General features: G+C 71.9%; 19 protein-coding genes and 3 pseudogenes. 9 read left to right on the plus strand and 13 right to left on the minus strand.

Annotated elements, in window-relative coordinates; all coding sequences use genetic code 11:
• The 6 genes and pseudogenes from ABD54_RS28875 to ABD54_RS06555 form a co-directional block, all read right to left on the minus strand.
• Nucleotides 1–407, minus strand: a pseudogene (locus ABD54_RS28875) (hypothetical protein); the annotation flags it as partial.
• 339 nt (nucleotides 408–746) lie between these two features.
• Complete coding sequence (locus ABD54_RS27050) at nucleotides 747–920, minus strand: DUF397 domain-containing protein (protein WP_082166712.1); 174 nt, start codon at nucleotides 918–920, stop codon at nucleotides 747–749.
• 205 nt (nucleotides 921–1,125) lie between these two features.
• Nucleotides 1,126–1,458: a hypothetical protein gene (locus ABD54_RS06540; protein WP_047868530.1), complete on the minus strand. Its 333-nt coding sequence runs from the start codon at nucleotides 1,456–1,458 to the stop codon at nucleotides 1,126–1,128.
• Between the two features lie 168 nt (nucleotides 1,459–1,626).
• A complete protein-coding gene (locus ABD54_RS06545) occupies nucleotides 1,627–2,262 on the minus strand; it encodes an MBL fold metallo-hydrolase (RefSeq protein WP_047868531.1) in 636 nt (211 codons plus the stop codon).
• A gap of 102 nt (nucleotides 2,263–2,364) precedes the next feature.
• Complete coding sequence (locus tag ABD54_RS06550; RefSeq protein ID WP_047868532.1) at nucleotides 2,365–3,348, minus strand: adenylate/guanylate cyclase domain-containing protein; 984 nt, start codon at nucleotides 3,346–3,348, stop codon at nucleotides 2,365–2,367.
• Nucleotides 3,349–3,646: 298 nt separating this feature from the next.
• Nucleotides 3,647–4,507: a biotin--[acetyl-CoA-carboxylase] ligase gene (locus tag ABD54_RS06555; RefSeq protein WP_047868533.1), complete on the minus strand. Its 861-nt coding sequence runs from the start codon at nucleotides 4,505–4,507 to the stop codon at nucleotides 3,647–3,649.
• A 183-nt stretch (nucleotides 4,508–4,690) separates the two neighbouring features.
• Here ABD54_RS06555 and ABD54_RS29340 point away from each other — a divergent pair, with 183 nt between their 5' ends.
• Together ABD54_RS29340 and ABD54_RS28880 are read left to right on the plus strand one after the other, a co-directional pair.
• Nucleotides 4,691–4,816, plus strand: coding sequence for a hypothetical protein (locus tag ABD54_RS29340; protein ID WP_268778174.1), 126 nt, complete (start codon nucleotides 4,691–4,693; stop codon nucleotides 4,814–4,816).
• 72 nt (nucleotides 4,817–4,888) lie between these two features.
• Nucleotides 4,889–5,143 (plus strand): annotated as a pseudogene (locus ABD54_RS28880) (Uma2 family endonuclease); the annotation flags it as partial.
• A 167-nt stretch (nucleotides 5,144–5,310) separates the two neighbouring features.
• Here the strand turns inward: ABD54_RS28880 and ABD54_RS06565 are convergent.
• Complete coding sequence (locus tag ABD54_RS06565; RefSeq protein ID WP_268778175.1) at nucleotides 5,311–7,956, minus strand: phosphoenolpyruvate carboxylase; 2,646 nt, start codon at nucleotides 7,954–7,956, stop codon at nucleotides 5,311–5,313.
• A 312-nt stretch (nucleotides 7,957–8,268) separates the two neighbouring features.
• Between ABD54_RS06565 and ABD54_RS06570 the strand changes: the two genes are divergently transcribed.
• The 3 genes from ABD54_RS06570 (at nucleotide 8,269) to ABD54_RS06580 (ending at nucleotide 11,954) form a co-directional block, all read left to right on the plus strand.
• Nucleotides 8,269–9,879, plus strand: coding sequence for an acyl-CoA carboxylase subunit beta (locus ABD54_RS06570; protein WP_047868535.1), 1,611 nt, complete (start codon nucleotides 8,269–8,271; stop codon nucleotides 9,877–9,879).
• Nucleotides 9,876–10,100: an acyl-CoA carboxylase subunit epsilon gene (locus ABD54_RS06575; protein WP_047868536.1), complete on the plus strand. Its 225-nt coding sequence runs from the start codon at nucleotides 9,876–9,878 to the stop codon at nucleotides 10,098–10,100. The genes ABD54_RS06570 and ABD54_RS06575 overlap by 4 nt, the downstream gene beginning before the upstream one ends.
• 81 nt (nucleotides 10,101–10,181) lie before the next feature.
• Nucleotides 10,182–11,954 (plus strand): biotin carboxylase N-terminal domain-containing protein, encoded by a 1,773-nt coding sequence (locus ABD54_RS06580; protein WP_047868537.1) that lies wholly within the window; start codon nucleotides 10,182–10,184, stop codon nucleotides 11,952–11,954.
• Between the two features lie 78 nt (nucleotides 11,955–12,032).
• Here ABD54_RS06580 and ABD54_RS06585 read toward each other — a convergent pair.
• Nucleotides 12,033–12,302: pseudogene (locus ABD54_RS06585) on the minus strand (Uma2 family endonuclease); the annotation flags it as partial.
• Between the two features lie 451 nt (nucleotides 12,303–12,753).
• Between ABD54_RS06585 and ABD54_RS06590 the strand changes: the two are divergent.
• Nucleotides 12,754–14,196 carry a dicarboxylate/amino acid:cation symporter gene (locus ABD54_RS06590; RefSeq protein ID WP_047868548.1) on the plus strand — a complete coding sequence of 481 codons (1,443 nt, stop codon included), beginning with the start codon at nucleotides 12,754–12,756 and terminating at the stop codon, nucleotides 14,194–14,196.
• Between the two features lie 271 nt (nucleotides 14,197–14,467).
• Nucleotides 14,468–15,721: a hypothetical protein gene (locus ABD54_RS06595; RefSeq protein WP_047868538.1), complete on the plus strand. Its 1,254-nt coding sequence runs from the start codon at nucleotides 14,468–14,470 to the stop codon at nucleotides 15,719–15,721.
• 372 nt (nucleotides 15,722–16,093) lie between these two features.
• On the opposite strand, the gene ABD54_RS06600 is transcribed toward ABD54_RS06595, so the two are convergent.
• The 3 genes from ABD54_RS06600 to ABD54_RS06610 are packed head-to-tail and all read right to left on the minus strand — an operon-like array spanning nucleotide 16,094 to nucleotide 18,584.
• Nucleotides 16,094–16,735 (minus strand): AAA family ATPase, encoded by a 642-nt coding sequence (locus ABD54_RS06600; RefSeq protein WP_047868539.1) that lies wholly within the window; start codon nucleotides 16,733–16,735, stop codon nucleotides 16,094–16,096.
• Nucleotides 16,736–16,769: 34 nt separating this feature from the next.
• Entirely contained in the window at nucleotides 16,770–17,156 is a 387-nt protein-coding gene (locus tag ABD54_RS06605; protein ID WP_082166714.1) for a zf-TFIIB domain-containing protein, read from the minus strand.
• Nucleotides 17,157–17,204: 48 nt separating this feature from the next.
• Nucleotides 17,205–18,584 (minus strand): NAD(P)H-quinone dehydrogenase, encoded by a 1,380-nt coding sequence (locus ABD54_RS06610; RefSeq protein ID WP_047868541.1) that lies wholly within the window; start codon nucleotides 18,582–18,584, stop codon nucleotides 17,205–17,207.
• A 165-nt stretch (nucleotides 18,585–18,749) separates the two neighbouring features.
• Here ABD54_RS06610 and ABD54_RS06615 point away from each other — a divergent pair, with 165 nt between their 5' ends.
• Both ABD54_RS06615 and ABD54_RS06620 read left to right on the plus strand, forming a co-directional pair.
• Entirely contained in the window at nucleotides 18,750–19,304 is a 555-nt protein-coding gene (locus ABD54_RS06615; protein WP_200904056.1) for a gamma-glutamylcyclotransferase family protein, read from the plus strand.
• 87 nt (nucleotides 19,305–19,391) lie between these two features.
• Nucleotides 19,392–20,216 (plus strand): purine-nucleoside phosphorylase, encoded by an 825-nt coding sequence (locus ABD54_RS06620; RefSeq protein ID WP_047868542.1) that lies wholly within the window; start codon nucleotides 19,392–19,394, stop codon nucleotides 20,214–20,216.
• Nucleotides 20,217–20,614: 398 nt separating this feature from the next.
• Here the strand turns inward: ABD54_RS06620 and ABD54_RS06625 are convergent, their stop codons facing one another.
• Both ABD54_RS06625 and ABD54_RS06630 read right to left on the minus strand, forming a co-directional pair.
• Nucleotides 20,615–21,244: a PH domain-containing protein gene (locus tag ABD54_RS06625; protein ID WP_200904057.1), complete on the minus strand. Its 630-nt coding sequence runs from the start codon at nucleotides 21,242–21,244 to the stop codon at nucleotides 20,615–20,617.
• Entirely contained in the window at nucleotides 21,244–22,338 is a 1,095-nt protein-coding gene (locus tag ABD54_RS06630; protein ID WP_047868544.1) for an adenosine deaminase, read from the minus strand. Before ABD54_RS06630 ends, ABD54_RS06625 begins: the two co-directional genes overlap by 1 nt.
• Between the last annotated feature and the right edge of the window lie 59 nt (nucleotides 22,339–22,397).

Below are 22,397 nucleotides of genomic sequence, written 5' to 3' on the forward strand. Positions count from 1 at the left end.
GGGCTGCCGGGCGCGGGGGTCTCGGGCCGGGGCTCGCGGGGTGCGGGCACCCTGGACTCGGCGGCGCGGAGGCTTTCGTGGGCGGTGAAGTAGGGGCGTACGAGGGCTACTTCCCCAGCGTCGATCTGTTCGCTGGGCGGCGTGAGTCGCGGCGCGGGAACCCTGGTGCGCGCGGTCGCCTCGCGAGGCCGGGGAGACGCGGGATGTGCGGGAGCCGCGCGACGTGCGGGGACCCGGTTCCGACCGGCCCGCACGGGAGCGGCGGGCAGTGGAGGAACGTAGCGGCGGACGCGGGTGGAGCGTCGTCGGCGGCCGACAACGGTGGAGTGGCGTCCGCACGGGGAGGAGAAGAACGCGATCAGCGGGCCGAGGGCACGGCTGAGAAGCGCAGCGCTAAACTGGCGCATGCTGGCAAATTCCTTGGGTTAAAGGGACGAAGTTGCTGGCCACGACCCCGGGCGGTGGGAAACCGTCGCGGGGTCTTTCCGCGTATGGAGTTGTGTGTTCGGGTAGAAGATTAGGGCACACGAAGCGTGATGGCGAAATTTTCTTCGAACCCGGCCCGAAAAAACCACCCGGTCGGACATAACCCCAGATCAGAGCACACACCGGAAAAGGACAGGTGGATTTTCACCCTCCGCCAAATTTATCCTGTTAGCCCGAATTGGAATTATTTGAGAGTGCGATGGCGGGCATGAAGAAGGGCAGCGCCTCCCGTGGAGGTACTGCCCTTGGTCGGGTGGTCGCTAGCCGTGGTGCTTGAGGGAGTCCACGAGCGCGGTCCACTCGCTGGCGGCGAACTCCAGTCGCCCCGGCTCACGGTTCTGGGTGCCGCGCACGTCCACGCCCGCCGCGTGCTCCCGCGCCTCGGCACAGTTCGATCCGTTGGGACTGTAGCTACTCTTGTGCCAGCCGTTCATGCGAGGTCCTTCAACGCTTCGAGTGAGTGTCTGGCAGGAAGCGCCACCGCCAGGGCCCCCGTGATGAGTGCGTGCAACCGCTCATGCGTGTGGGCCGGGTGGATGACGTTACCGTCTGGGCTGTCGCTCGTGATGACCAGTTCGCCGGAGTGCGGCCGAGCGTAGGAGCCGTCCAGCCGGAACGGGCCCGCGCCGTGTCCGGCTCCTACGCGACGGGCCGCATATCCACCACCACCCAGTCACCGGAGTTGTTGACGGCGAAGCACGTGTACTCGGCTCGCTCCACCCCGCCTGAGTCGTTCTCCGTGTCGGCGCTGGCGACGACCTCGTACTCCCACGGGTTTTCGGAGCTGGTCACGGTGATGTCGGAGGAGGTGTCGAACTCCGCGCCGACCAGGGACTCCCACGAACGCTCGACGTGCTCCTGGCACGTGGCCGCGGCCGTCGGCTTCTCGCTCTCGGCAGTGGGCTCGGGGCCGCACGCGGTGGCGGCCAGGGCGACGAGGAGAGCCGCGGGGGCGAGACGGGTGGGGTGCATGGTGCTCCGATCCAGGATGTGCGATCCGAGCGTAGAGGACCGGTTCGGAAGGGGCTGATCGGCCCTGCTGTCCCGGACGGCCGGGGCGCGGCGGACGCCGGAGCGGGCCCCTGACAGCTCCGACGGAGCCGCCCGCCCGGCGCCGGTCGGTGCCTACCGGTACCCGGCTCAGAACCCCCGGGACGCCCAGGCGTCGAGGTGCTCGGCTGCCTCGGCCACGGTGGTGGACTCCCCGTGGCCGGGGTGGACGACCGTGTCCGGCGGCAGGACCGCGAGGTGCTCGCGGATCGAGGCGATGATCGTGGGGAAGTCCGAGAACGGCTGCCCGGTGGCGCCGGGGCCGCCCGGGAAGAGGGTGTCGCCGGTGAAGACCGCCCCGAGCGCGGGCGCGTACAGGCACACCCCGCCCGGCGTGTGGCCCGGGGTGTGCAGCACCTCCAGCTCCACTCCCCCGACCACCAGCGCCTCGCCGTGCAGGAGCAGGGCGTCCGGCTCCCGGTGCGGGTGCACGCGGTACCACAGTTCGGCGTCGCCGGGGTGCAGCAGGATCGGGCAGTAGGCCAGGTCGGCCAGCGCGGCGGCCGCGTTGACGTGGTCGTTGTGCCCGTGGGTGGCCACGATGGCCATGAGTTCGCGGTCGCCCAGACCCCGGGCGATCGCCTCGTGGTCGTGGGCGGCGTCGATGACGATGGCGCTTTCGTCGTCTCCGACGATCCAGACGTTGTTCTCGACGTCGAAACCGCTGCCCTCGAGGCTGAAGACACCCGAGGTGCGCAGACGCTGGACGGGGGAAGGGGCGGTCACCGGCTCACCACCTGACCTCTCACGGACTGGTGCGACGCCTTCGAGCCTATCCCGTCGGGTCGCGGCGCACACGGTGATCGTGCGTAGGGGAACGCGGGGTTCTCAGCCCGCGGGCTCGAAGTTGCGGCGCAGGGCGTAGGGCTGGATGAGGCCGAGCCCGTGCGCGTGCCGGGCGCGCACCCGCACCACCTGGAGTCCCTCCTCGTCGGCGAGGCTCTCGGCGAGGCTCTCGTCGATGAGGACGGTGCCGGGTCTGGCGAAGGAGGTCAGGCGGCTGGAGCGGTTGACGGTCGTGCCGAACACGTCGCCGTGCAGGGTCAGCACCGGCCCGGCGGCCAGGCCGACCCGGACGTCGGGCACCTCCACGTGGGTCTTGACGCCCGAGGCCAGGCGCAGCGCGATGTCGGCGGCCTCGGCCGGGGAGTCCGCGACGTAGAGGATCTCGTCGCCCAGGGTCTTGACCACGCGGCCGCCGCCGGAGGCGACGATGTCGGCGGCGGTGGCCTCGAAGCCCTCGACCACCCCGGCCAGCTCGACCTCGTCGAGTTCGCGGCTCAGCGTGGTGAAGGAGACCAGGTCCGCGAACCCGACGACCAGCGGGTAGTAGTTGGGCACGGCGTCGTTGTCCGACATCACCGCGAGGGTGCGGGCCGAGGAGGCGGCGAGCTGTCTGCGCCAGATGTGCAACAGGAGCCGCTCCACGTCCGGCAGCAGCTCCTTGACCCGGTTCATCAGCGGGCTGACGGAGTCCTCGCCCTCCTGGTAGATGAGGGTGCTCAGTATGCTGGTCTGCCAGTCGGCCAGGCGGGCCATGGTCTGGCCCATCGCGCGGGCGAAGCGGACCACGCCCTCCTCGTCCAGGACGCCCTCCTGGACCAGGGAGTTGGCGATGCGCAGCGACTCGACGTCGCTCTCGGCGAAGGTGACGGTGTCGTCGCCCTGGTTGGGAAAGCCCAGGGCGCGCCAGATGCGCCCGGCCAGCTCGTTGTCGGCGCCGGCGAGCTCGATCGCCTGCTCCCTGGTGTAGACCGCTTCACCGCCGAGCAGGGCGGACTCGATCGCTTTCGGGTCGGGACGCGACGGCATACGTTCTCTTTCACGGGCCATCCCCGCCGGGGCGGGGAACAGTCACTTCGGCACCGGCCGGCAGGCGGCACGGGGTTCCACTCCAGCTTACGCCCGCGGTTCGTCCCCTGACAGGGTGCCTGCCGACGGGCCCGCTCGGCCCGCGGTCGGCGCGACGGCCGCGCACGGTGATGATCGCACACGCGGGGGTGGCAGCGGGAGTGCCCGGAGTCCCCTGCGGGCGGCGGCGCGGCGGCGGCGGAGGAGAACCGGTCGGCGGTCGGGACCCGGTCGGCGGCGGAGGGCCGCACGGCCGGGATCACGAGCCGGGGCGCACGTGGACGACGTCGCCCGCGCTCAGGGCCCGTTCCCCGCCGGGTCCGCGAACCAGCAGCCGGGCGTCGGCGTCCACGCCGGTGGCGGCGCCCTCCAGCACCCGGTCCCCGGGCAGGTGGACCCGCACGCGGCGCCCGACGGTGACGCACGCGTCCCGGTAGGCGGCGGCCAGCCCGCTGGCCTCGGCGTCGCCTCCGGCGGCGGTCCACGCCGTGTACAGCTCCTCGAACTCACCCAGGACGGCGGCGAGCAGGACGCCCCGGTCCAGGGCGTCCGACCCCTCCCCGCGCAGGGAGACGGCGGTGTCCACGGGGAGTTCGGCGCGTTCCTGGGAGACGTTGAGGCCCATCCCCACGACCACGCCGGCCCGGCCGGAGGAGAAGTCGGCCTCGGAGAGGATGCCCGCGAGCTTGCCGTCGGCCGTCGCGGGCTCCGAGCGCAGGTGCGCGGGGACGATGACGTCGTTGGGCCACTTGAGCGCGGCCTTGACCCCCGTCACCCGGTGCACGGCGCCGACCGCGGCCGCGCCCATGAGCGCGGGGAGCCAGCCCAGGCCGGTGACGGGCACCTCGGGCCGGACCAGGAGGGAGAAGGTGAGTGCGGCGCGGGGCGGGGTGGAGAAGCCGCGGCCCAGGCGCCCGCGCCCGGCGGTCTGGTGCTCGGTGACCAGCACGCTGCCGTGCGGGGCGCCCGCCACGGCGCGCGCGGTCAGCTCGGTGTTGGTGGACGCGGCCTCGGGGAGCACCTCGATCCGGTGCCACACACCGCCCGGACGGACGAGGGCGGCGTCGAGGGCCGCCGCGTCGAGCGGGGGTCGCGGGAAGGGATCGTGTGCGCTGGCCATGCCCCCATTACAGCAGCGCCGCACCCCTGTCCGGAAACCCCTGTGCGGCGAAGGGCAGCCCGTTGAGCTGAAACCAGCGCTTGGACGGTCGTGCGTTGCTGCGTTCAGCTACTGGGGGTGACGCGACAGATGAGTACCGCGGAAACTGAGACGGCTCCCGGAACACCGTCTCACTGGGAGCTCATGTTGCGCACCTGGAAGGAGTTGGACCTGCCCGACGGGTGGCGGGCCGAGGGCGGGCTCTTTCTCGTGGCACCCCCAACACGCGAACACGCCCCCGTCGTCTCCCTGATCCGAAGGGAGATGTAGCGCGGGTTCCTGCGGGATGGAAGCGACCTCGCGGACGCGAGCCTCCAGCAGACCCTTGATGTGCGCGTCCCCATGAGGACCGGCGTCTACATCCCCGGCCTCGTGGTCCTGCCCTGCTCGTCCATGGAGTACGACCCCGACAGCATGATGTCCGACGCCCTGCTGGTGGTCGAGGTGACGTCGAAGAGCACTGCGGGCAAGGACCGCAAGCCCAAGCTCTGGGGCTACGCCCACGCCGGAATCCCCCTGTACCTGCTGGTGGACCGCGGGGACCCGCAGACCGGCGGGGGCGAGGTCACCCTCTGCTCCGATCCGGGGAACGGCAGGTACACCAACTCCACGAAGGTCCCCTTCGGCAAGGAGATCCCCCCGAGCCGTTCGACCCCACCATCGACACCAGCGCCTTCCCCGAGTAACGGGCTCGGGCGCGCGAGGGCGCCCCGCGACCCCCTCCCGGGTGCGGGGCGCCCTCGCGCGTGCGGGCCGACCGGTGGTCAGCCGGTGTTCTGGAGCCCGGCGGCCACGCCGTTGACCGAGAGCAGCAGCAGCCGCTCCAGGTGCTGCTGGTCCTCCTCCGACAGGGAGTCGGCCTCCTCGCCCCGCAGCGCCTCCAACGCGCGAAGCTGGAGGTGGGAGAGCGCGTCCACGTACGGGTTGCGCAGGTCCACCGCGCGGGAGAGCACCGCCCGGTTCTCCAGCAGGCGGCTGTGCCCGGTCACCTTGAGCACCAAGTCGCGGGTGCGGTCGTACTCGGCCAGCACCAGCTCGGTCAGCTCCGGCCGCCCGCCCAGCGCCAGGTAGCGCTCGGCGATGGTGCGGTCGGTCTTGGCCAGGCTCATCTCCGCGTTGTCCAGCAGGGACGAGAACATGGGCCACTCGCGGTAGGCGGCCTGGAGCACGCTCAGGTCCTCCACGGCGGCCAGGCCCGTACCCAGGCCGAACCAGCCCGGGAGGTTGACCCGGGTCTGGGTCCAGGAGAACACCCACGGGATGGCGCGCAGGTCGCCGAGCCCTCGCGCCGCGCCGCGCCGCGAGGGGCGCGAGCCCAGCCGCAGCTCGCCAAGCTGCTCCAGGGGGGTGACCTGGGAGAACCACACCGCGAAGTCCTCGGTGTTGATCAGCTCCAGGTAGGCCTCCTGGGCGGCGCGGGCGATGGTGTCTGCGTGGGCGCGGTACTCGCGCTCGGCGGAGCGCTCGCGCTCCTGGACGGCGTCGGTGGAGGCCATCAGCACCGCGTGGCCGACCTGCTCGATGTGGCGGCGGGCGATCGCGGACTGCCCGTAGCGGGCGAAGATGACCTCGCCCTGCTCGGTGACCTTGAACCGTCCGCCGACCGAGCCGGGCGCCTGGGCGAGCAGGGCGCGGCTGGCCGGACCCCCGCCGCGGCCGAGCGAGCCGCCGCGGCCGTGGAACAGGGTCAGGCGCACGTCGTGCTCGGCCGCCCACGCGGCCAGACGGGCCTGGGCGTCGTAGAGGCGCAGGGTGGCGCTGACCGGCCCGACGTCCTTGGCGGAGTCGCTGTAGCCGAGCATGACCTCAATCCTGCGGCCGGTCTCGTCCAGGCGCCTGTTGACCTGGGGCAGTTCGAGCATGCCGGCTAGCACGTGCGGCGAGGCGTCCAGGTCGGCGCCGGTCTCGAACAGCGGGACGACGTCCAGGACCGGCACGCGTCCTGCGGGCAGCGCGTGGGCGGCCAGCTCGTACACGGCCGCGATGTCCTCGGCGGAGCGGGTGAAGCTGACGACGTAGCGGCGGCAGGCCTCCACCCCGAAGCGCTCCTGGATCCAGGCGATCACCCGGATCGTGGCGAGGACCTCCTCGGTGCGCTCGGACAGCTCCTTGCCCTCGCGCAGTTCGGCGAGCGCCGCGGCGTGCACCTCGCTGTGCTGGCGGATCTCCAGTTCGGCGAGGTGGAAGCCGAAGGTCTGGGCCTGCCAGACCAGGTGCTGGAGCTCGCCGTAGGCCTGGCGGACCGCGCCCGCCTCGGCCAGGGACTCCTGCACGGTGCGCAGGTCGGCCAGGAAGGCGTCGGCGTCGGGGTAGGCCAGGTCGGCGTCGCGCTCGCGAGTGGCGCGCAGCCGGGCGGCGGCCAGCAGCAGGAGCTGGCGGTGGGGTTCGTTGGGCGAGCGCGCCCCGATCTCCGCCGTCAGCTCGGGCTGTCCCGCCTTGGCCGAGGCGAGCGCGTCCAGCAGCGCCGGGCTGGCGGGGGTGAGGTTGGAGTAGGCGGTGAGGGTGCGGGCCACCTTGGTGCAGGAGGCCTCCAGGCCGCGCAGAACGTGCTCGGACTGGATGAGCACGGCCTCGCGGGTGATGTCGGAGGTGACGTAGGGGTTGCCGTCGCGGTCACCGCCGATCCAGCTTCCGTAGCGCACGAAGGGCGTGGCGCGGGGCGGGCGCACGCCGGTGCCCTCGGGGTCGATGGCGGCGTCCAGGCTCCGGTAGACCTGCGGGATGACGGAGAAGATGGTCTCGTCGAACGCGGCGAGGGCGGTGCGCACCTCGTCGAGCGGGTTGAGCCTGGTATAGCGCAGCTGGGAGGTGCGCCAGAGCAGGTCGATCTCCTCCAGCAGGCGCCGGTGCGCCTCGGCGGCGGCGCTGCTGCCCTCGTGGGAGGCGTGCCAGGCCTCCAGTTGGGCGCTGACGCGCAGGATGGAGGTGGACACGGCGCGGCGGCGCGCCTCGGTCGGGTGGGCGGTGACCACGGGGTGGAACTCCATGCCCGCGATCAGCTCGTTGAGGCGTTCCTCACCGCCGTCGCCCTCGCGAATGGCGCGGACGGCCGCCGCGAGGGACTCGCGGGGCGGGTTGGCTGCGTCGTCGCGCTCGCGCAGGGCCCGCATCCGCTGGTGTTCCTCGGCCAGGTTGGCCAGGTGGAAGTAGACGGTGAAGGCGCGCGCCACCTGCTTGGCGCGCTCCAGCGGCCAGGCGGCGACGATCGCGGTGATCTCCTCCCCTGTGACCGACCCGTCGCGGGCGCCGATCACCGCTCTCCTGAGCTTCTCGACATCGGCGAGCAGATCCTCGCCGCCGCTTTCGGCGAGGACCGTTCCGAGCATCTCGCCGAGCAGTTTGACGTCATTCCTGAGCTGCTCGGGAACTTCCTGTCGTGCACTGTCGCGTTCCGCGCTTACCGCTGTCATGGTCAACGACCCTACAGAGATCGCACCCGCCACCAGGTGCGCGGGGGCGCATTTTCGATGTTTTACCCGGACGTTAAGCATTGTTGCTGACAAGAAAGGAGAGCACATTTCCTCACGCGTTTTCGGCGATACCGCGCTCCGCGCCGCGGACCCGGCGTGCACGTTCCGTCCGCCTCGCGTGCGCTCCGTGCACGCTCCGGACGCGGACCCCGACGACTGGGCTGGTCGAGGACGGTGCCCCCGCTTAGCTACTCACCGGTAACCAGGGCTGGGTTCCCGTGTGACGACCCCTCGCGGTTAACCTGCGTAGTTATGGCCACCGAAGCCCCTGAACCGCTGTCCGCGAACGAGATCGACATCCACACGACCGCGGGAAAGCTCGCCGACCTGCAACGACGCCGGTACGAGGCCGTACACGCAGGGTCTGCCCGAGCCGTTGAGAAACAGCACGCCAAAGGCAAGATGACCGCCCGCGAGCGGATCGACGCACTGCTCGATCCCGGCTCGTTCGTGGAGTTCGACGCCTTGGCCCGACACCGCTCCACCAGCTTCGGCCTGGAGAGCAACCGCCCCTACGGTGACGGCGTCGTCACCGGCCACGGAACGGTCGACGGACGTCCCGTGGCGGTGTTCAGCCAGGACGTCACCGTCTTCGGCGGATCGCTGGGCGAGGTCTACGGCGAGAAGATCGTCAAGGTCCTCGACCACGCCCTCACCAACGGGTGCCCCGTCGTGGGCATCAACGAGGGCGGCGGCGCGCGCATCCAGGAGGGCGTGGTCGCGCTCGGCCTGTACGCCGAGATCTTCCGGCGCAACACCCACGCCTCGGGCGTCATCCCGCAGATCTCCCTGATCATGGGCGCCGCCGCGGGCGGCCACGTCTACTCCCCCGCCCTCACCGACTTCGTCGTGATGGTCGACGAGACGTCGCAGATGTTCATCACGGGCCCCGACGTCATCAAGACGGTGACCGGCGAGGACGTCTCCATGGAGGAGCTGGGCGGCGCCCGCACCCACAACACCAGGTCGGGTGTGGCGCACTACATGGGCGCCGACGAGCAGGACGCGATCGAGTACGTCAGGACGCTGCTCTCGCACCTGCCCGACAACAACCTGGAGGAGGCGCCGCCGCTGCCTCCCGAGGAGGCCCCGGGCGACGAGACCACCGAGACCGACCTGGCCCTGGACTCGTTCATCCCGGACTCGGCCAACCAGCCCTACGACATGCGCACGGTGGTCGAGGCCGTCCTGGACGACGGCGACTTCCTGGAGGTCCACGCCCAGTTCGCCACGAACATGGCGGTGGGCTTCGGCCGCGTGGACGGCCAGTCCGTCGGCATCGTCGCCAACCAGCCCATGAGCCTGGCGGGCTGCCTGGACATCGACGCCTCCGAGAAGGCCGCGCGCTTCGTGCGCACCTGCGACGCCTTCAACGTGCCGGTGCTGACCTTCGTGGACGTGCCCGGGTTCCTGCCCGGCACCGACCAGGAGTGGGACGGCATCATCCGCCGCGGCGCCAAGCTGCTGTACGCCTACGCCGAGGCCACGGTGCCCCTGATCACCGTCATCACGCGCAAGGCCTTCGGCGGCGCCTACGACGTCATGGGCTCCAAGCACCTGGGCGCCGACGTCAACCTGGCCTGGCCCACGGCGCAGATCGCGGTCATGGGCGCCCAGGGCGCGGTGAACATCCTGCACCGGCGCGCCCTGGCCGCCGCCGACGACGTCGAGGCCGAGCGCACCCGGCTGGTCGGCGAGTACGAGGACACCCTCCTCAACCCCTACTCCGCCGCGGAGCGGGGGTACGTGGACGGGGTCATCATGCCCTCAGAGACCCGCGTCCGGATCGCCAAGTCCCTCAAGGCCCTGCGCAACAAGCGCAAGCAGCTGCCGCCCAAGAAGCACGGGAACATCCCGCTGTGAGCGCGCCGAAGAACCCGCCGCACCTGGCCGTGGTCCGGGGCGAGCCCACCGCCGAGGAACTCGCGGCCCTGACCGCCGTGCTCAGCGCCCGAGCCCGGGCCGCCCGGGCCGCCGAGGAGCCCGCCGCCGAACGCCCGTCCGGCTGGCGGGACCGCTCGCGCCTCATACGCGGCGCACCGCCCCGCCAGGGCCCCGGCGCCTGGCGGCTGAGCACGCGATGACCCCGCCACCCCCACCCGCAGACTCACCATGGAGCGGTCGGCGCGCTGTCCGCCCCGCGTCGAGCAGAAGGACTTCCCACCGTGCGTAAAGTACTGATCGCCAACCGCGGCGAGATCGCCGTGCGCATCGCCCGCGCCTGCCGCGACGCCGGACTGGCCAGCGTCGCCGTCTACGCCGAGCCCGACCTGGACGCCCTGCACGTCAAGGTCGCCGACGAGGCCCACTCCCTGGGCGGGGCCACCCCGGCCGACTCCTACCTGGACATCGCCAAGCTCCTGGCGGTGGCCCAGGCATCCGGGGCGGACGCCGTCCACCCCGGCTACGGGTTCCTGGCCGAGAACGCCGACTTCGCCCGGGCCGTCATCGACGCGGACCTGACCTGGATCGGCCCGCCACCCGAGGCGATCACCGCCCTGGGCGACAAGGTCCAGGCCCGCCACATCGCCCAGAAGGTCGGCGCCCCGCTGGTGGCGGGCACCGCCGACCCCGTGGAGTCGGCCGAGGAGGTCGTCGCCTTCGCCGAGGAGCACGGCCTGCCCATCGCGATCAAAGCCGCCTTCGGCGGCGGCGGGCGCGGCCTCAAGGTCGCCCACACCCTGGACGAGGTCGCCGACGCCTACGAGTCCGCGGTGCGCGAGGCGGTCACCGCCTTCGGCCGGGGCGAGTGCTTCGTGGAGCGCTACCTGGACCGGCCACGGCACGTGGAGACCCAGTGCCTGGCCGACACCCACGGCAACGTCGTGGTCGTCTCCACCCGCGACTGCTCGCTCCAGCGCCGCCACCAGAAGCTGGTGGAGGAGGCGCCCGCGCCGTTCCTGTCCGCGGAGCAGATGGAGCGGCTGCACGCCTCCTCCAAGGCCATCCTCGCCGAGGCCGGGTACACCGGCGCGGGCACCTGCGAGTTCCTGGTGGGCGTGGACGGCACCATCTCCTTCCTGGAGGTCAACACCCGCCTGCAGGTCGAGCACCCCGTGACCGAGGAGGTCACCGGCATCGACCTGGTCCGGGAGATGTTCCGCATCGCCGACGGCGAGGAGCTGGGCTACGGCGATCCCGAGGTGCGCGGGCACTCCTTCGAGTTCCGCATCAACGCCGAGGACCCCGGGCGGGGCTTCATGCCCGCGCCGGGCACCATCACCGAGCTGAACCTGCCCGGCGGCCCGGGCGTGCGCGTGGACACCGGCTGCGAGACCGGGTTCACGGTGCCCCAGGCCTTCGACTCGATGGTCGCCAAGCTCGTGGTGACCGGCCGCACCCGCGCCGAGGCCCTCCAGCGCTCGCGGCGGGCCCTGGCCGAGTTCACGGTCGGCGGGATGCCCACGGTGATCACCTTCCACCAGGCCGTGGTGGACGACCCGGCCTTCGCCCCGGCCGACCCCGAGCAGCCGTTCGGGGTCCACACCCGGTGGATCGAGACCGAGTTCGACAATCGTCTGGAGCCGTGGTCGGGCACCCCGGGCGAGCCGGTCGGGGCCGAGCGCGAGAGGGTCACCGTCGAGGTGGGCGGCAAGCGCGTGGAGGTCGTCCTGCCCGCGGGCCTGGGCGCCTCGCCCGCCGCCGCCCCGGCGGCGGGCGGTCAGCACCGTAGGAAGCGGACCGCGCGCGGGGGCGGCGGGAACACCGCGGCGGCGGGCGGCGACTCGCTGGTCTCGCCGATGCAGGGCACCGTGGTCAAGCTGGTGGCCGAGGAGGGCCAGCGGGTCGCCGAGGGCGACACCGTGGTCGTCATCGAGGCCATGAAGATGGAGCAGCCGCTCAACGCGCACAAGGCCGGGACGGTGACGGGCCTGAGGATCGCCGCGGGCGAGGCCGTGGGCAACGGCGCGGTGGTCTGCGAGATCAAGGACGCCTAGCGTCCGCCCCACGCGCGGGTGAGCCGCGCGCAGGCGCGGGGGGAGGCACCGGCGGCCGGTGCCTCCCCCCGCACGCGGTCAGCGGTTCAGGATGTCGGTCAGGTCGAGCTCGATGTCGAACGGTTGGGAGAGCGCGAGCTCGCCACGGTGCACGGTCGGCTGGCGGTAGCCACCACTCGGACTGCCCAGATCCCTCTCGTACGAGTAGAGCACCGCGTCGTCTCCCTCCCGCTCGATCCGCCAGTGGTTCGGGATACCCGCCCTGGCGTGGAGCTGGGGTCTGCGTTCGCGGTCCAGGATCTCCGACCCGGGAGGGACCACCTCGACCGCGAGCTCCACTGCGATCGTTCTCGTCGCCCACGGTAGCCGTCACTGTCACCCCGTAACGGTGTTTCCACAGATGGTCCCACCCGGCCCCGCCCCGGAGTGATCCTCGACGCATCCGAGCCGGGCGGAACGCGCCGCAGTGCCCGTGGAGTGGACGATGTGGCGCCAGGGACAGGAAGTTGTCGACGCCCCCGTATGGAATAGATAAGGAACGAACGTTATTGTCCTTGTCTGTGACGAACATCTGGGGACTGACGCGACGGTGGCACATCGACCTGTGCCGCCGCGGTTGTCAGGCGTGTCGCTAGGTCCACGCGCGCCCTTCCGGGCAGCGCGCCGCGCACCCTTCTTCCCCGTGTCACCATCCCCTCGGTGATGCCCGCCGTTCCCCGTGCCGGAAACCCCGGCGGCGCCGACCGCTCCGCCGTGCGTACCCCTCCGGCTGCCTTCACCACCACTGGAGTCCCATCCCGTGTCCGCACAGAGCACAGACGCGCCCAAGAAGCGCAGAACCCTCCGTTTCCCGTTCGCGGCACAGGTCCTGGCGGGCCTGGTCCTCGGCGTCGTCCTGGGGGCCGTCGCCTTCCAGCTCAGTCCGCCCGACGCCGAGACCGGTGACGCCACCAACTGGCTCGCCGTCACCCTCGACACCGTCGGCTCGACCTTCGTCACCCTGCTGCGGACCATCGTCCCGCCGCTGATCGTCCTCGCCGTCATCTCCTCCATCGCCAACCTGCGCAACGTCACCAACGCGGCGCGGCTGGCCTGGAAGACCCTGCTGTGGTTCGGCGCGACCGCCCTGGTCGCGGTGGGCATCGGCATCGCCCTGGGCCTGATCGTGCGGCCCGGCGTCAACAGCGGCGTGGACGCGACCACCGCCGCCGAGCCCTCGGGCACCGGCTCCTGGATGGCGTTCATCGAGAGCATCGTCCCCGCCAACTTCCTCGGCCTGGGCGCGAGCGTCTCCGGCTCCGAGGACGGCGGTTTCAGCGCCTCGCTGGACTTCAACGTCCTCCAGCTGATCGTCATCGCCATCGTCCTGGGCATCGCCGCGATCAAGGTCGGCAAGGCCGCCGAGCCCTTCATCGCCTTCACCGACTCCGCGCTCCAGATCGTGCTCAAGGCCCTGTGGTGGATCATCCGCCTGGCCCCGATCGGCACGGTGGGCCTGCTCGGCAACGCCGTGTACAGCTACGGCTGGACCACCATCGGCGCCCTTGGCAAGTTCGCGCTGACCATCTACATCGGCCTGGCGCTGGTGCTGTTCGTCGTCTACCCGGTGCTCGCCCGCGTCAACGGCCTCTCCCCGGTGAAGTACTTCAGCGGCGTGTGGCCCGCGGTCCAACTGGCCTTCGTGTCCCGCTCCTCGATGGGCACCATGCCCGTCACCCAGCGCGTGACCGAGCAGAACCTGGGCGTGCCGCGCTACTACTCCGCGTTCGCCGTGCCCTTCGGCGCCACCACCAAGATGGACGGCTGCGCCGCGATCTACCCGGCGATCTCGGCGATCTTCATCGCCCAGTTCTTCCCCGGCGTCAGCCTCGGCCTGACCGACTACCTGCTGATCGTGTTCGTGTCGGTGATCGGCTCGGCCGCGACCGCCGGAACCACCGGCGCGACCGTCATGCTGACCCTGACCCTGTCCACCCTGGGCCTGCCCCTGGAGGGCGTGGGCCTGCTGCTGGCCGTCGACCCGATCCTGGACATGGGCCGCACCGCGGTCAACGTGGCCGGTCAGGCGCTGGTCCCGGCCATCGTCGCCAAGCGCGAGGGCATCCTGGACGTGGCCCGCTACCACGCGCCGCGCGACGCCTCCGGCTTCGTGCCGCTGGACGAGGCGCACGACGACGTCGAGGGCGAGGTCGGCGAGCCCGGCGTGGAGAAGGTCCCCGCCGGAGCCTCCGGCCAGGGCTGACCCACGGCCTCACCCCGTCCGCAGCGGCCCGCCGGAGCACCTCCGGCGGGCCGCGCCGCGTGTACGGCGGGGAGAGCGCACACGGACGGGCGTGCGCCGCCGCGCGTGTGCGACAGTGCGTGTGCGACCGGTGAGGCCGCGCGCGACGGGTGAACCCGTGTACCGCCGGTGAGTTCCGGCACAGGGGGAACCCCGCGGGGGCACCCGTTCGTCTAGGTTGGAGAGGGAGGCGAGAGGAACGATCATGTTGCGCCGCTTGGTAACACCCACAGTGCTGACCGCCGGACTCGCGGCGGCGATGGTGAGCGCCGCGGTGGTGCCCGCCTCGGCTGACGCCCAGCCCCAACCGCCCGAGTCCCAGGCGATCGCCGAGGAGCTCGGGAAAGACAACGTCTTCATCGACCCGAGCATCGACGCGATCCCCGAGACCGAGCAGGGAATCCTGGAGTCGACCGCCGCCGAGGCGGACGTCCCCGTCTACTACGTGATCCTGCCCACCGACAGCGTCTCCTCCCAGTCCGGGCTGGACGCCCTGATGGACCCCGTCATGGACGAGGTCGGGGACGGGGTCTACGGCGTGTTCGCGGGCAGCCAGACCTTCCAGGTGCTGTCCCCCAACGTCGAGGACACCGAGGCGATCCGGGAGGTCGCCGTGCGGGAGGGCGGAGGCAACCAGGTCGACACCCTCGTCGCCGTCCCCGACGCCGCCACCCAGGTCGAGGAGGCCGAGCAGGCCGGGGCCGCCTCCGGGTTCGTGCTCCTCGGAGTCCTGCTGGCGGTCGTCGCCGCGGGCGCGTGGTTCGTCCACCGCAGCCGCAAGAGGCGCGAGGCCGAGAAGGCCAAGCAGTTGGAGGAGATCCGGCAGATGGCCACCGAGGACGTCGTACGCCTCGGTGAGGACGTCGCCCGGCTGGAGATCGACGTCTCCAAGGTCGACGACGCCACCCGCAACGACTACTCCCAGGCCATGGACGCCTACGACCAGGCCAAGGCGCAGCTGGACAACATTCGCGAGCCCGAGCAGGTCCGGCTGGTCACCAGCTCGCTGGAGGACGGCCGCTACTACATGACCGCCACCCGGGCCCGCCTCAACGGCGACCCGGTGCCCGAGCGGCGCGGACCCTGCTTCTTCAACCCGCAGCACGGCCCGTCCGTGGAGGACGTGACCTGGGCCCCGCCCGGCGGCGCGCCCCGCGAGGTCACCGCCTGCGCCGACTGCGCGCGTGCGGTGCGCACCGGCGGCCAGCCCGACGTCCGCCTGGTAGAGGTGGACGGCGAGCGCCGCCCGTACTACGACGCCGGTCCGGCCTACTCGCCCTACGCGAGCGGCTACTTCGGGATGAACATGATGATGGGCATGTTCACCGGCATGATGATGGGCTCCATGATGGGGTCGATGATGGGTATGGGCATGGGCGCCGGTGATGTCGGCGCGGGAGAGGACTTCGGGGGAGGCGACTTCGGAGGCGGGGACTTCGGAGGCGGCGACTTCGGAGGCGGGGACTTCGGAGGCTTCGACTTCTGACCCGCGCACAGCCGACAGGACGATGACGGGCCGAGGGCCCCGGGCGGACCGCTCGGGGTCCTCTTCGTGTCTCCACGTTTTCCACAGGCGGGAGTCGGGGCTGGTCGTGGGTGGTGCGGTGATGGTTTCCTGGAAATAGGGGGGACCCCACCCACGCAGGCTTCGGCATTCCCTCGAACATTCGGCGCTCGATCAGGAGAACGGTTCGAGGTGTGGGGAGGGCCCGCCCGCAGGGCCCCTCCCGCACTGTTCCCGGCGGGGGTTGCCGACGGGGGCGGGGGCGGTCACCGGAAGGCGACCGACGCCCTCACTCGCCCACAGCCGCTACCGGTCCGGTCTCCCCCGACGGGACCGCGAGCCCACGGCGTCAGGTCAGGAGGCCGTGGCCCGCACGTGCCGTTCCGCGATCCACCGGCAGACTGCGTCGGCGGTCTCCCGGGGCTCGGCGCCGGTGGTGTCCAGCAGGTCGACCGGGGGCTCCAGGCGCGCGGCCTCGGACTCCACCCAGGCCGCGTACTCCAGGGCCTCGGCGATCCGCTCCTCGTCCCACTCGCGCCAGGCGGGGCGGGCCCGCAGGCGCCCGGCCAGGACATCGGGCTCGCAGGTCAGCGCGAGGTAGTGGACGCCGGTGAACAGGGCGCGCTCGGGCAGGTGCTCCAGCTCCGGCGGCACCACCGTGCCGCACAGCACGACGGGCCGTCCGCTCTGCTGGACCATGGCGGCGGTGCGCAGCCAGGTGGAGCGGAACAGGCGGTGGTGGTCGGCGGGGTCGCGGAGTCCGCCGACCCACAGGAGGTCCTGTTCCAGGACGACGAAGCGGTCGCGGAGCCGCTCCAGCAGCGCCCCGGCGATGGTGGACTTGCCGGTGCCGCTCGGCCCCGACACGCAGTACAGGGGCAGGCGCAGGAACGGGCGTGTGCGCTGGCAGAAGGCGCAGCGCAGCACGGAGACCCCCGCGGCGGTGTCGGGGGTCTCGTCCCATTCCCCGCAGTGGGTACAGATCAGCGGGTGCACGGGTTACTCGTTCAGGTTGTCGGGACTGCTCGGCTCAGTCGAAGAGGCCTTCGAGGAAGCTCTTCTTACGGCGTCCGCCGTAGCCGCGCGGGGAGTCGGGGTAGCCGCCGTGACCGCCCCGGTAGCCCTTCGGCGAGTCCGGGTAGCCGCCGCGGTAGCCCTTCGGGGAGTCGGGGTAACCGCCCCGGTAGCCCTTCGGCGAGTCCGGGTAGCCGCCCCGGTGCTGCTGCGGGTAGCCGTGGGGCGGAGCCTGGTGGGGGTCGGGCGGCGGCGCGACACCGTAGTGGCGCTGCTCGGCGTTGACGACCCGCTCCAGCTCACCCCGGTCGAGGAAGATGCCCTGGCATCCGTCACACCGGTCGATGTGGACGCCCTGGCGGTCGAACGTGCGCATGGTGCTTTGACACTTGGGACAGATCACGAAGCGATATTACTCGATTCTTGTCAGGAGCGGGTAAAAAGGGGCGGCCTACTCCGGGGACGCCAGCATGAGCGAGCGGGCGGCCTCGGTCACGCTGCCCGACAGCGACGGGTACACCGAGAAGGTGTGCGCGATGTCGTCCACGGTCAGGCGCTGCTGCACTGCGATGGACACGCCCAGGATCAGCTCGCTGGCGCGCGGGCCGACGATGACCCCGCCCAGCACGATGCCGGTGTGCTGGCGGCAGATCAGCTTGACGAAGCCGTCCTTGACCTCGTTCATCTTGGCGCGCGGGTTGGTGTTGAGCGGCAGGGTGACCGACCGGCCGTCGATCCGGCCGCTGCGCACGTCGTCCTCGCTGGCGCCCACGGCGGCCAGTTCGGGGTGGGTGAACACGGTGGAGGCCACGGTGGAGAGCTTGAGAGGGGACACGGCCTCGCCGAGCGCGTGCCACATGGCGATGCGTCCCTGCATGGCGGCCACGGAGGCCAGCATGTTCACGCCCGTGCAGTCGCCCGCGGCGTACACGCCGGGGACGGTGGTGCGCGAGACCCGGTCGACCTCGACGAAGCCGCCGTCGCCCAGGCGGACACCGGCCTCCTCCAGGCCCAGGTCCTGGGTGTTGGGGATCATGCCGACCGTCATCAGGCAGTGGCTGCCCTCCACCGTGCGGCCGTCGGAGAGGGTGACGAGCACGCCGTCCTCGGTGCGTACCACCGACTCCGCGCGGGTCTTGTTGAGCACGGTCATGCCTCGGCGCATGAAGACCTGCTCCAGCACCTCGGCGGCGTCGGCGTCCTGGGTGGGCATGACGCGGTCGCGCGAGGAGACCAGGGTGACCTCGGAGCCGAGCGACTGGTAGGCGCTGGCGAACTCGGCGCCGGTGACGCCGGAGCCGACCACGATCAGCCGCTCCGGCAGCTCCTCCATGTCGTAGAGGTGGCGCCAGGTGAGGATGCGCTCGCCGTCGGGCTTGGCGGAGGGCAGTTCGCGGGGGTGGGCGCCCGTGGCGATGAGGACGACGTCGGCGCGCAGGCGCTCGTCGCCCACGGCCACGATGTGCGGGTCGACCAGGCGGGCCTCGCCGCTGACCACCTCCACGCCCTCCTTGACCAGGCGGGCGCGGGTGTCGTCGGACTGCGCCCGGGCCAGGAGTTTGATGCGGGAGTTGATCCGGTCGGTGTCCACCCGGACCGCGTCCTCGTCCTGGGCGTCGCGGATGCGGATGCCGAGGCTGTCGGACTCGCGTACGTACGTGGTGCGGGTGGAGGTGGCGATCAGGCTCTTGGACGGCACGCAGTCGGTGAGGACGCAGGCGCCGCCGATGCCGTCGCGTTCCACCACCGTCACGTCCGCGCCGAGCTGCGCGGCGACCAGTGCCGCCTCGTAGCCCCCGGGTCCGCCACCGATGATCACGACCTTCGTCACGCTAGCCTCACTCCCTCTGCGGCCTGGCCGCCACGCGCGTCCCCGGTCCGGGCGATATGCGGGCATGGCGCGGCACCACCTGTTTTCGTCGCTTGCTCCCATTGTCGGCCATGCCGACCGGGGGAAATAGCAGGCACCCCGGGCCGAGCGGTCTACGATGGCCCCGTGTCCATCTACGCGGCGTACGGAACCGGTCTCCACCCCGGTCAGATGGCCCGGCGGGCCCCGCACTCGCCCCTGATCACCACGGGCTGGTTGGAGGGCTGGCGGCTGACCTTCGGCGAGTGCCTGCCCGAACCCGGGGGCGCGCTGGCGACCCTGGTCGAGGACGCCGGTCGTCGGGTCTTCGTGGCGCTGTACGACCTCATGGAATGGGACGAACCCCACTTGGACTTCTGGCAGGGCGCCCTGGATGTGCCGCGCGGGGGCCACAGCCGTCTGCGGGGCGTGTCCGAGGACGAGTACGAGAGACTGCGGCGCAGTCGGGCGCTGTGGTCGGTCGCGGGCGACGGGCGGGCCTACCGCAAGGTCACGGTGCGCGCCCGGACGGCCGACCACGGTGTGGTGACGGCCTGGGCCTACGTGCTCGACGGCTACGAGGGCGGAATGCCCTCGGCTATCCAACTGGGCGAGCTGGCGGTGGCCGCCGAGAAGGCCGGGGCGCCCGACTGGTACGTCTCCGAGCTGCTCGCACGGGAGTGCCTGCCCACCGAGCTGTGACCGCCGCGTCCCCCTTCGGGCCGGGCGCGGGAACACACGTGCGCACGCTCCCGGACGGCGCGGTCACCCGGGGGTAGCATCCGTCGTGTGACGGAACCAGAGCAGCAGCCGAGGACGACCGGCGAGGCCGGGGAGCTGGCGGCCGACGCGGCGCGCGAACTCCTGTCCCGTACCGGTGCCGACAGCTTCGACGCGCTGTTGGTACTCGGCTCGGGCTGGGCGGGCGCGGTGGACACGCTGGGCTCGTACGACATCGAACTGGACGCCGCCGACCTTCCCGGCTTCCACGAACCCGCCGCCGAGGGGCACTCCGGCAAGATCCGCAGCATGTGGGTGGGCGACAAGCGCGTCATCGTGTTCATGGGACGCGTGCACCTCTACGAGGGCCGCAGCCCGTTGGAGGTGGCCCACGCGGTCCGCACTGGCGTGGCGGCGGGTGCGGCGACCGCCGTGCTGACGGGCGCCGCCGGGTCGCTGCGCGCCGACTTCGCCACGGGGCAGCCCGTGGTGGTGCGCGACCACATCAACCTGACCGCCCGGTCGCCGCTGGTGGGGCCCTCGTTCGTGGACCTGTCGTCGGCCTACAGCCCCCGGCTGCGACGGGCCGTCCAGGAGGCGGACGCCTCGGTCCCCGAGGGCGTGTACGCGTGCACGACGGGGCCGCAGACGCAGACCCCGGCGGAGCTGAAGGTGCTGCGCCAGGCGGGCGCGGACCTGGTGGGCCACTCGATCGCCCTGGAGGCGGTCGCGGCGGTGGAGGCGGGCGCCGAGGTGCTGGGGCTGGCGGTGGTCAGCAACGACGCCGTGGGGGCGGTGTTCGAGCCCTTCGAGGCCGAGCGCGCCCTGGAAGTGGTCAAGCAGCGGGCCCGCAGGCTGGGCGAGCTGCTCAACAGGGTGATCGGCCAGTCCTAGGGGGCGGCCTCGACGGCTGCGGGGGTGGGGCGCCTCCGACCGGGCCCGTCCGGTACCGGCGTGGCGAGCGTACACCCCGAGGCCTGGGATGGACGGTACCGACCGGGTTCCGGTCGGAGGCAGTGCTTGCCCCGGTGCCCGCGCCGCGCGGAATCCCCGCAGATCCCGTTGGACTCGCGACCTGGGCACCCTGTACTTCCGTTATTCAGTTGAACCGCGCGCGTCGCCCTCGGGCAAGGTCCGGGCGGACGGCCATCCGCGCGAAGTCGCCCGCCCGAAACACTCTCCCTTAGGCATGCCTTACCTAACCAGAACTCCGGGGGCGCGTCAACCCCGGACGTGGCGGACCCGGCCGCCACACGGGGGCGGGGCCGGGCCGGACCCGGCAGCGGCGGCGCTCAGGCCAGCAGGAACACCGCCGCGAGCAGGACCGCGGTCGCGCCGATGACCGCGATCACCTCCAGGGGGACCATGGTCTGCGGCTCGTCCTGCGCGCCCAGCGCGGCGGGGCCCGCCTCGTCCACGTCCCTGACCGGTCCGCTGAGCGGGCGCGCCTTGTGGCGCTCGGCGTCCTGGCGGAGCTGCCGGGCGGACAGGTCCACCGGACGTGTGGAAGCGGGGTCCCCTTCGTCGTCCGGATCGAGGAATCCCCCCTCCCGTCGCATGTTGTCGCGGACCCGCTGGCGCTTGGTCTCGCGCAGCGGCCACGAGCGCACCACGCCCCCGGGAGTGTGCACCCGCAGGACGTCGGTGACGTCCACCCAGAGCACCGCCGCCCACGGCACGAAGGTCTCGCGCAGCGGGTTGACCACCCTCAGGCCGCGCTCGGTGGAGACCACGCGCGGGCGCAGCCAGACCAGGTAGACCGCGGAGACGGTCGCGATCAGCAGCGCCCCCGCGATCCAGGCCTGGCGGCCCTCGCCGCGCAGGAGCACGTCCACCAGCAGCAGGGCCGCGATCACGATCCACACGATCGCCGCCACCCGTGTGAAGGTGGAGTAGTGGGTGGTGGGGTTGGGGCCTTCCATCAGGAGGTCGTCCACTTCAGCTGCGCGAAGCCGGGCTTGATGACCCCGTTGATCAGCGCCAGGCGCTCGTCGAAGGGCAGGAAGGCCGACTTCATCGCGTTGACCGTGAACCACTGGATGTCGTCCCAGCCGTACCCGAAGGCCTCGCAGAGCCGGGCGAACTCCTCCGACAGGCTGGTGCCGCTCTGGAGGCGGTTGTCGGTGTTGACGGTGACGCGGAAGCGCAGGTCGCGCAGGAGCCGGATGGGGTGGTCGGCGATGGACTCCGCGGCTCCGGTCTGCACGTTGGAACTGGGGCACATCTCCAACGGCACCCGCTTGTCGCGCACGTACTGGGCCAGGCGGCCCAGCCGCGGGGCGCCGCCCTCGGTGTCGATGTCGTCGATGATGCGCACGCCGTGGCCCAGGCGGTCGCACCCGCACCACTGCAGGGCCTCCCAGATGGAGGGCAGGCCGAACGCCTCGCCCGCGTGGATGGTGAAGTGGAAGTTCTCCCGGCGCAGGTACTCGAACGCGTCCAGGTGCCGGGTGGGCGGGTTGCCCGCCTCGGCGCCCGCGATGTCGAACCCGGACACGCCCGCGTCGCGGTAGCGGACCGCCAGCTCGGCGATCTCCGAGGAGCGGGCGGCGTGGCGCATGGCGGTGACGAGCTGGCCGGTGCGGATGCTGCGCCCCTGGTCGGCGGCGCGCTTCTGGCCGAGTTCGAGGCCCTCCTGGACGGCCTCGACGACCTCCTCCAGGGTGAGCCCGGCCTCCAGGTGCTGCTCGGGTGCGTAGCGCTGCTCGGCGTAGACCACGCCGTCGGCGGCCAGGTCCTCCGCGGCCTCGGCGGCGACCCGCACCAGGGCGTCACGGGTCTGCATGACCGCCGTGGTGTGCGCGAACGTCTCCAGGTAGAGCTCCAGCGAGCCGGAGTCGGAGGCCTCGCGGAACCACCGCCCCAGCTCCTGCGCGTCGTAGGTGGGCAGACCGGTGTAGCCGGTCTCCCGGGCCAGTTCCACGACGGTGGCCGGGCGCAGCCCGCCGTCGAGGTGGTCGTGCAGCAGTACCTTCGGCGCCCGCCGGATCTGGTCGGCTGTGAGTGGCTGGTTCATGGATTCAGGATGCCACCAGCCGGGGAGCCGTCCCGACAGGCGGACGCGGGTCGCCGCGC

This window comes from Nocardiopsis sp. RV163 (assembly GCF_001029525.1).
Classification (GTDB): Bacteria; Actinomycetota; Actinomycetes; order Streptosporangiales; family Streptosporangiaceae; genus Nocardiopsis; species Nocardiopsis dassonvillei.